Source organism: Draconibacterium sp. (assembly GCF_041583095.1).
In the GTDB taxonomy this organism is placed as follows: Bacteria; Bacteroidota; Bacteroidia; order Bacteroidales; family Prolixibacteraceae; genus Draconibacterium.
In genome coordinates, this window is the sequence record NZ_JBFHGM010000244.1 from 1 (window position 1) to 7,654 (window position 7,654).

Sequence of the window (7,654 nt, forward strand, 5' to 3'; positions counted from 1 at the left end):
AGTGATAAATCCCTCCGGATTTGCAGATAAGCAGCAGAGATAATTTTCTTCCAAATTCATAGAAAATGTCCTGAAAGGACTTAATATGAATAACCGCCGGTAAAACCGGTGGTAGTTAATGAAGTGTAATCTCAGCCCCGACAGGGGTTGAACTCATTCACCATCTCTTGCCGTGCGTTTCACACACCGTCATTTTCGTTTAGTCCTTTCAGGACGGCACAATCAGTTATCAATTCACTAAAAATTTATTACTGATACCTTATTTAGAATCGACCCAAAGAGATAAAACTTTACATTCGTGGGTTCATTTAAAAATTCAAAAAACTTATGACTGATTATTTCAAGCAATACCCGAACAAAGAGGGATTTTACAAGGAATATGGTGGTTCGTTTATTCCACCCGATTTGCAAAAAGAAATGGATAACATTACCAATGCTTACCACAGCATCAGCAAATCGCATAATTTTATTTCTGAATTGCGCAGCATTCGCAAACACTTTCAGGGACGTCCAACACCGGTTTATTACTGCCAGAATTTGTCGACAAAATACGGTGGCCGCATTTACCTGAAACGCGAAGACCTGAACCACTCGGGAGCGCACAAACTTAACCACTGTATGGGCGAGGCTTTACTGGCCAAACACCTGGGTAAAAAGAGACTGATTGCCGAAACCGGCGCCGGACAACACGGTGTGGCACTGGCAACTGCAGCAGCTTATTTTGGGTTGGAGTGCGAAATCCACATGGGAGAAGTTGACATGGCCAAAGAGCACCCGAATGTGGTACGTATGAAAATACTGGGAGCCGAAGTGGTTCCTGTCTCTCACGGATTAAAAACGCTGAAAGAAGCTGTTGATTCGGCTTTCGAATCGTATTTAAAAGATCCGGTAAATACCATTTATTGTATTGGTTCGGTGGTTGGGCCACACCCTTTCCCGATGATGGTACGCGATTTCCAGCGTGTTGTTGGAATTGAAGCACAGGAACAATTCTTCGAAATGACCGGCGAAAATCCCGATCACGTAGTAGCTTGTGTTGGTGGCGGAAGTAATGCCATGGGAATGTTCTCGGGCTTCCTCGATATTGAAGATACCCAATTGCACGGTGTTGAGCCGGGTGGAATCGGAACAAAACTGGGCGAACACGCCAGCACCATTACCTACGGAACTCCCGGAGTAATTCACGGTTTTAAATGCTACACCTTGCAGGATGAAAAAGGCGAACCGGCTCCGGTGTATTCGGTGGCGAGCGGATTGGATTATCCCGGTGTTGGACCAGAGCACAGCATGCTTAAAGATATGGGCAAAGTAAATTACGGTGTTGCCAATGATGCTGAAACCATCGACGCCTTTTACGAGCTAAGTCGTTTGGAAGGAATTATTCCGGCGCTGGAAAGTGCACATGCTGTAGCTTACGGGCTAAAACTGGCCAAAGAAAACCAGCAACAATCAATCCTGATTAACCTGAGTGGCCGTGGCGATAAAGACATCGACTTTGTGGTTGAAAAATATGGTTTACCCGAAGATAACGCGTAATATATTACTCACACATACCATACAAAGTCCTGCTCGTTTGAGTGGGACTTTTTGGGTTATAAAAGTCCCCATCTTTTTATGTGTATTGCCATTTTAATTTCGTCCGGGAGCACTCGCCGGCTTCGATCGGCTTACTTCGCCGGACGATTTCCCTTTGGTCATTTCTTCCCGGCGCTACGCACCGGGTTATTCACGTTAGACGCTTCCAGCGCCATGGAAAGTTTCATCTTCTGACATTGTTGGTCATTAAACTCGTCTCAAGTTTGTACTTCATCTCAATATCCTGAAGGGATAAAATGTGACTACCCCCGGGTGAAACCCGGGGTTGATGCGGAAATAAATCAAAGGCGCAATCAAGAAGTTGTTCAAAGCACTGTGGTTTCATGCGCCTTCTATTATAGCTAATTAAATGAAATGCTGTCGACAGGCCTCACTTTCATTCCTTTTGTTGATTCCCGGGAATCATGAATATTTTTTATAAAGGCGAATAAAATTAATAGCAAAATCTGCTTCAAAATTTACAGGCTCATTCAGATCGGGCTAAGCGTAACACCCGCCCCTTACTTGTTGGCATCGGCTTTTGCCCCATTCTTTCGGTAGGCTATTACCAATAAAATGGTTGCGATTATTATAAGGAATAATCCTGGCCGCATTTCCACAGACTCATTTCCACTCCACCCCAAAATACCTGTTAAATAAAAGACTAAACAAGCCAGCTGTACCAAAATATATTTCATTTTATTTTTTATCAGCCCAAGCGAATTAGCAACCACGATGAAGCCTACCGAGATACTGGCAACACTAAGTAACCAGTTTTGTAAGTGGTAATCATTAAAAAAAGTATAGCCTGTCCAACCGGTAAAGGTTCGGTAAGTTCTTTCGCCATCCACAAACATTTTAAAATGCCTGGTCCATCCTAAAAAAGTGCCCGCAACAATCAGCAGTGTCAGAAATGATGACCACAGCATGTATTTATTCAGGGGCTTTTTCTCCGGTTCAATCCCGTCGATACCTAAAACATCAAACAGCAAGTCGAGCGTTTTTCGTCGTGGAGTGGTCTCATTATTTTCGATTCGTTGAATAGTTCTCAAATTAACTTTTGCGTGTTCCGCCAAATCTTCCTGGGTCCAACCTTGTTTTAATCGGCTTTCTTTAATTCTTTTTCCTGGTTCTTTCATAAATCGTGAAGTTTAATTTTTTGTGGCAAAAGTAAATCCCAACTCCCTATTTGGTAGCGATTTTCAGACGGCATTTTTACGGCATTTACTTATTTATCGGCACTCTGCAATGCTTTGTGGTATTGGTTACATTCAGGTTGCCGGGTTGGTACTGCTCCACTGTTGGAGCGTCCCGAAGTTTGGCAGGGTGCGTACAAAGGAACAAGTTATTTCTTCGGCTTTTTCGATTTTGGTTTAAACACCGATATAAAAACAGCAACTATTAGTGTAGAGGTCATACACACACCCATTATTAAATGATTGCTGTTGTACCAAACGTAATCGGCATCCTGAAGGGCTTTCAGGCCAAGTTCTCCCGATATTTTTACGGTTTCTTCAATCCACGGACCGGAAAACAGTGTTCCGAGCACGATAATAAGAACGGTAATAATCCATTTAAAAATTAGCCAGCCATGCTTAAAATAGCCCCATTTGGTAAATTGCGAATACACCCATCCGCTTAAAAGGCAAGTTATGGCAGCGGGTACCAACAGCTTCATATCGATAAAATGGATAATTCGATTTAACAAATGCAGCTGGCCTCCTGTGGAAAGATCATTGCCTAAAAAATGAATTAGAAACATTACCGCCCCGGTAGTTATCCAAACGCCGGCAGCAATAACATGAATTGATTTTAACCATTTTTTCTGTTTTACTGTTAATTCGGCCATTGGTTGTATTTTGTATAGTTGTTGGTATTTATAAGTAGTTGTTTTTACTCGTTTATAGATTTTCGACCAGGGAACGGATTACAAATCGGCACCAGCAGGCGAGCAGCAGCCCAAAAACGAAAGCCTGTGAATAAACATCCCCTTGAAAACAAGAAACCCAAACATCGAAAAACCCATAACTTACGTCCCCGCTCCGAAGTCGGTTTCGTCAACACCCGGTTCAGGCTTGGCCGTGCCGACCGCCCGAACACTTAATTGTTGGCAAGCGTTTTTTAATTTTCCTTTTTCAATTCATTTTCATAATATTTCAGCATCAAGTCACGTAACTCTTTTTGATTGTCCAATTCTTCTTGAGACAATATAAGCTGCATTGGCAAAGTTCTTTCACTTTGAAGTAATTCTAAAATTCCTTTTCTAATTGATTGATTTTCGAGCTCAATGTTCGAATGTCCAACAGGAGTATATGACTTACGTTTAATTGTAACTTTGTCATAATTAAATCCTAATGCTAATCCCATTTCATATAATAGGTTTGCTAATAAATCCTCATTTTTATTTACCCAAATTGAAAAATTATTGTCATTAAATGGCTGGTTTAGATTATCTAAATATTCTCCCCAAGCTAATCTCACGGATTGATATTTTTTATCTTCAAATACCAAATCTATCTGATTTAAGGCCTCAACATGAGATTTTGACAAACTAGAACCTCTTGTCCCCATTAATACTCTAAAAATTCGAACCTTTTCGTTTCGGGTCTCCTTTCTTCTTTCCAAATATTTTTGAATTTGAACTGAAGCTATCGGACCAATAATTATTGCTCCAATTGTTAAATAATCAACTAATTCCATTGTATAATATTTAGGTTTTAATTTTTATAAAGTTTCTCTTTTTATTTTAGACGATTTTTAATGGTTTAAAATGATTGCCAACGGTAAATTATAAGTTACGTAGGGGAATTTGGAGCCGATATCCTGTCGACTGTGACCGCTGAACTTTGCAAAAGCACCAACGTCCGCAACCCACTGACACCCCTATGGAATTTATAAAATGTGTGTGCTACAGTTTTTATATCTGATTTAGTTCAATCCGAAACTCTTTAATTTTATAAAGTCCTGATTGAATAATTTTTTTGTCAAAATTGAATGAATCTTGCAATTGTCTTTTTCTCTGGGAGTATAATCCAAAATCCATTCTCGGATCAAATACTATTTCATCAAAAAGATCATTTGCGTTAATGTTAAAACTAAAAAAGTTAGAACCAATGTCGCGTGTCTGATGATACATTATTCTTATTTCGTTTTCATGTCGAAAAGCCCATCTTTTGAAATAGAATGTTGATGCTTGTCCCCTTCCTGTTGTATCATAAATTTTATTACTCATTCTATCTCTATCCTTTAACATTTCCATTAATGTCCTTGTTCCTTTATATTTAACCTTTCCTACAAAAGATGAAAGATTGTATAAATTACCATTGAGTTTACGATGTACTCCACCAGTCTCAAATAATGGAGTAAATAGTTTTCTAATTGTTGTTTTTACTTTTACACCATCTTTCTCCGGTGAGTAAATTCTCCACATTGCATCACTTTCCTTGGTCAGTGACCAACATTGACCATAGTAGTTTTCACGAAAACTCATTTGGAATTCTCTGCCATCTGGTAAAGTTCCTGTAGAATTTAAGATGAAATTTTCAAATGGGTCATCCCACAATTTTGGTTTAACTAGAGTAATCTTGTTCTGTTGAAATATTTTTATAAGTCTATCGAAAGAAAATATTCTATAAATTGGTTTATCCAAGTCGCTTTCATTTAAGAATACCAAATTGTCGTTCATAGTTTCTTTTTTGTCTGGTTAAATTGTAGCTAACTATATTATCTGTACGTAAAAATCTTCATATAATCACTAAACTGGTAGTTGTTGTAAGGTTTTTGTGTTTTATATACATGCTGTTTTTTGCGTATTTAATGGTACAGGAATTTTTGGTGCAATAAAACTAAACATATTTTTTATGTTTCGTGCATTACCACTAAAAAACAATCATTTACGCATAAACATTTGTTTAAACCCTTAAAAAATACTTTTTGATGGCACGAACAAATGTTTAAGGCCTTCCAAATCATTTTTTTGCCCCTTAAACAAACGTTTAAGCCTTGTTTTTCTACTTTTTGGGGTGTTAAACAAACGTTTAAGGCATGAAAAAATAAAAATTGGTCGCTTAAACAAATGTTTATGAGGTGTCCGGGCTAAAAACAGGGGCATAAACATTTGTTTGCGTCATAAAAAAGTAAAAAGTAGACTTTAAACATTTGTTTATGCTACATAACATGGTCTTTTGTTTAATAAAAATCCTCACAATTGTTGTAAATTGAAGGAAATTATAAAAAAAACATTTAACCATTTAGCACAGCCCGAAGATCCTTATTAACACTAAAAATTAAATTATTATGATTGAAAAACTCCATTACAGCAGTCGCACAACAGAGGTTGATGGTTCGGCAACTCAAATTGTTAACGGCTACAACCAAAGCACCCTGAACACGGATCAGAACATGGTGAAAATTTTTGCCCTGATTATTGATGCGCTGGCCTTACTTTCGTCGGCAATTAAACGGCTTAAAGCCAAAAGCGAGCAAGTATTTTACGACGATATCCGCGACGAAAAAATAACGGCTTTCAATTTTCTTCTGGTGAGTTTCTCGCACCATCCTGATGCTGCAATCAGAACTGCTGCCCTTCGCCTGCTCGAAATTTTCGAACAATACGGGATGGAAATGAAAAGCGAAAGTTTTACCACCGAAAGTTCGTTGTTGAATTCGATGCTGGCCGATTACAAAAAACCACAACTGCTTGATACGATTGCACTGGTTCCGCAGTGTGCCGAATATATTACCGCCCTGCAAGAGGCCCAGGATAATTTTGAAACCAACCGCCTAAGTTTTGAGGAAGCCCAGGCCCAGGAAGGCACCCTCGAGAATGCCACCCAATTGAAGAAAACAGTTCTCGACCAAATAAACGGTTTGTTGGTTCCGTACCTCAATGTTATGGAACAACTTAACGAACCCGTATATGGCAATTATGCCCGCACCGTTGCCGAAATAATTGCAGCAAACAACCAGTCGGTAAAACGACGAAGAAAAAAAGATGATACATCGGGGGATAGTGAATAGGTTTTGAATTACTAAATTTTGTTTTTGAAAAGCGGTGTTGAGGAGCACTGCTTTTTTTTGTTTGCCGAAAAGCCCCAACTTTTTATGAGTATTGTCCTTTTAATTTCGTCCGGGAGCACTCAACAGCTTCGATCGGCTTATTTCGCCGGACGATTCCCTTTCAGTCGTTTAATCCCGGCGCTACGCACCGGGTTATTCTCATTCGCCGCTTTCAGCGCCATATCCCGAAGGGATAAAATATGAGTAACCGCGGGTGAAACCCGGCGCAGATGCGGAAATAAATCAAAGGCGCAATCAAGAATGATGTTCAAAGCAGTGTGGTTTCAAGCGCCCTCTGTTGTAGCTATTCAAATGAAATGCTGTCGAAAGGCCTCATTTCATCGCTATTGATGATTTCCGGGATGCATGATTGTTTTTTAATTCCCCGCCTTTGCTGCGCTAATCTGCGAAATCAGTGTGCAATAACTTTTTTCTTTTCTGCTTCCGTCATGAATGTAGTGATACCCTCACTTTGAGTGAGAGCATCACCTGGCAGCGAAGCAAAAGAAGGCCAGCGCACATTTGCCAGTCCTTCTGCAATCTCAAATCGTTAATCTTCATTCGTCAGTCTTTCCCATCCCCCTCATTCACTCAGTAACTCATTCACTTCTTGTCTCTGCGCTAATCTGCGAAATCCGCGTGCAATAATTCTTAAAGTAGTGATACCCTCACTCGGAGTGAGAGCATCACCGGGTAGCAACGCAAAAAGAGCCCAACGCACATTTGCAATCCTTCTGCCATCTCAAATCGTTAAGCTTCATTCGTCAGTCATTCCTATCCCCTCATTCACTCAGTAACTCATTCATTCAACGAAGAAAACTGTTGAATTGTTAAATTGTTAACTGAATACCGTGACTGAATACTGTGACTGAATACTGTGACTGAATACTGTGACAGATCTCTCCTCGGTCCTCGTCGAGATGACAGTAACTTTTGCCTTTTTACTTTTGCCTTGTTCCTCTTCCTGTATTAATTTAAGACTAACTCCACCATTACTTGTTGTTACCTTAACACACAGTAT

7 protein-coding genes are annotated in these 7,654 nt (G+C 39.6%); 2 read left to right on the plus strand and 5 right to left on the minus strand.

Annotated elements, in window-relative coordinates; translation table 11 throughout:
* Nucleotides 1-327: 327 nt before the first annotated feature.
* Nucleotides 328-1,536, plus strand: a complete 1,209-nt coding sequence (trpB, locus tag ABZB17_RS17835) for a tryptophan synthase subunit beta (protein WP_372652138.1) — start codon at nt 328-330, stop codon at nt 1,534-1,536.
* Between the two features lie 560 nt (nt 1,537-2,096).
* Here trpB and ABZB17_RS17840 read toward each other — a convergent pair.
* The 4 genes from ABZB17_RS17840 to ABZB17_RS17855 form a co-directional block, all read right to left on the minus strand.
* Nucleotides 2,097-2,714, minus strand: coding sequence for a multiprotein-bridging factor 1 family protein (locus ABZB17_RS17840; protein ID WP_372652140.1), 618 nt, complete (start codon nt 2,712-2,714; stop codon nt 2,097-2,099).
* 206 nt (nt 2,715-2,920) lie between these two features.
* The gene (locus ABZB17_RS17845) at nt 2,921-3,424 is read right to left on the minus strand and encodes a hypothetical protein (protein ID WP_372652142.1); all 504 of its coding nucleotides are present in this window, start codon (nt 3,422-3,424) and stop codon (nt 2,921-2,923) included.
* A 272-nt stretch (nt 3,425-3,696) separates the two neighbouring features.
* Nucleotides 3,697-4,275 (minus strand): DUF6680 family protein, encoded by a 579-nt coding sequence (locus ABZB17_RS17850; protein ID WP_372652144.1) that lies wholly within the window; start codon nt 4,273-4,275, stop codon nt 3,697-3,699.
* A 217-nt stretch (nt 4,276-4,492) separates the two neighbouring features.
* Nucleotides 4,493-5,260, minus strand: a complete 768-nt coding sequence (locus ABZB17_RS17855) for a DUF2971 domain-containing protein (protein WP_372652146.1) — start codon at nt 5,258-5,260, stop codon at nt 4,493-4,495.
* 611 nt (nt 5,261-5,871) lie between these two features.
* On the opposite strand from ABZB17_RS17855, the gene ABZB17_RS17860 reads away from it, so the two are divergent.
* Nucleotides 5,872-6,594 (plus strand): DUF6261 family protein, encoded by a 723-nt coding sequence (locus tag ABZB17_RS17860; protein ID WP_372652148.1) that lies wholly within the window; start codon nt 5,872-5,874, stop codon nt 6,592-6,594.
* 137 nt (nt 6,595-6,731) lie between these two features.
* On the opposite strand, the gene ABZB17_RS17865 is transcribed toward ABZB17_RS17860, so the two are convergent.
* On the minus strand, nt 6,732-6,905 hold the full coding sequence (locus tag ABZB17_RS17865; protein WP_372652150.1) for a hypothetical protein: 174 nt from the start codon (nt 6,903-6,905) through the stop codon (nt 6,732-6,734).
* Between the last annotated feature and the right edge of the window lie 749 nt (nt 6,906-7,654).